This is a genomic window from Geobacillus sp. B4113_201601, from assembly GCF_001587475.1.
GTDB lineage: Bacteria > Bacillota > Bacilli > Bacillales > Anoxybacillaceae > Geobacillus > Geobacillus icigianus.
The window spans coordinates 1-1,411 of the sequence record NZ_LQYX01000102.1; the positions used below are offsets into that span (position 1 = coordinate 1).

At 37.8% G+C, this 1,411-nt stretch carries 3 protein-coding genes; all 3 read right to left on the reverse strand.

Annotated elements, in window-relative coordinates:
• On the reverse strand, positions 1-268 hold a 268-nt coding region (locus B4113_RS14925; protein WP_153017167.1), incomplete at its 3' end, for a DUF4277 domain-containing protein.
• A 176-nt stretch (positions 269-444) separates the two neighbouring features.
• Positions 445-906 (reverse strand): Imm30 family immunity protein, encoded by a 462-nt coding sequence (locus B4113_RS14930; RefSeq protein ID WP_033843109.1) that lies wholly within the window; start codon positions 904-906, stop codon positions 445-447.
• Between the two features lie 22 nt (positions 907-928).
• Positions 929-1,348, reverse strand: coding sequence for a hypothetical protein (locus B4113_RS14935; protein ID WP_197747199.1), 420 nt, complete (start codon positions 1,346-1,348; stop codon positions 929-931).
• Positions 1,349-1,411 lie beyond the last annotated feature (63 nt).

The window sequence follows — 1,411 nt, forward strand, 5'->3', positions numbered from 1 at the left end:
GATAAATGTGAATCAAGCAAGTGCTGATCACCTTGTGAATATCCGCCTCATACAGGCGGTCGAGATGACGAGCCAATGCATCATCATTGAACCAAGAAGGCTTCAGCCCCGGCCGGATCAGCTTGACCGCATCGCTGGTTCGGGTTTGGCATTGGGGATCCACCGGAACCAGCCGATCGATGAGCTGGGGAAGGTCAAGATCTTGGAAAAGGGCACTTATTATATTCAAATAGGAACTGTCATAAATCTCACAAATTTGAACATCCATGGTGGACAAACTCCTTTGCATTCCTTGTGTGTCAAGGATTCATTCCACATCGATGCAAAAAAATCCTCCCGATTTTCGTCGGAAGGGTGCGAAATGTGAGTACTAAACCAGCCCTGTTATAAATATAGAAAAACCTTGAAAGGCTTGTAGCCAATCAAGGCTTTCTAAATAAGTTCTTAAATACTACCTAATACTTCGTCCACTGAATCACTAAACAATTCCGGATCTTCTCTTTTTATATCTTCCAATAAGTCTTTAATAATATTTCTTGCTTTTATATCAATATCCCGCAGGACCTTTGCATAAATCATACGCACTTGAGGATGATTTAATATTCTATAATGCAAGATTTCGATCCATTCTCTCCCATAATCTATAATGATTGGAACAGAGTTAGCGATTAATTTTAATCCCTCCTCTATTTTATTCTTATATAAATGCTCAATAGTATGCACTAAGTTAAACATTACCTCATGGTTCTCAGTATTATCATCAAAAGCTAACATTAAATCTTTAATAATCGAAACCTCATCATATTCATATATATTTTTTAGAGCTTGCTCAAATTCTTCCACTTGTTTTTCTGTCTCAAGCAGACGGTTATGGTATACCTTTTTTATTTCCGACTTAATGTCCAAAAACATTCCCTCCTTAAAATAATTACTTTCTAAATAATTCGGGATACAATTCTTTATTCAATTGAATTACATCTCTTAAACTTTTTCTTATTTCCGAAGTGTATAGCCCATCCTGCATATAAATTCTTCGAGCATCCCAAATATCATGTGCTAGTGCGTCTCGGTAGCTAAGATTTAAATAATCGTTTAATCTTTCTCCAGAAAGTCCATAAGTATAAGTTCTACGATGTCTTTCCCCAGTACCAGGATGCGGTTGTTCCATATTCATGCTAACACCATCATTTCGCTTTATACCGACTTTCTTTATTTTTTTGGCAGATGGCATATGGTGTGGGGTGAGATGATCAAACGCTTTACCTTGCTTTATTAATTGTTTGTAGGTTCCTACTTTTCCCTCACCCGGCAATAAACTTTTTTTCCGTCCCCTTGGCACCCTTCTCAACCATTTCCCCCTCAACTTTCTTGATCATGTTGAGGGACGCATCTTTCACTTCGTTCATCCACA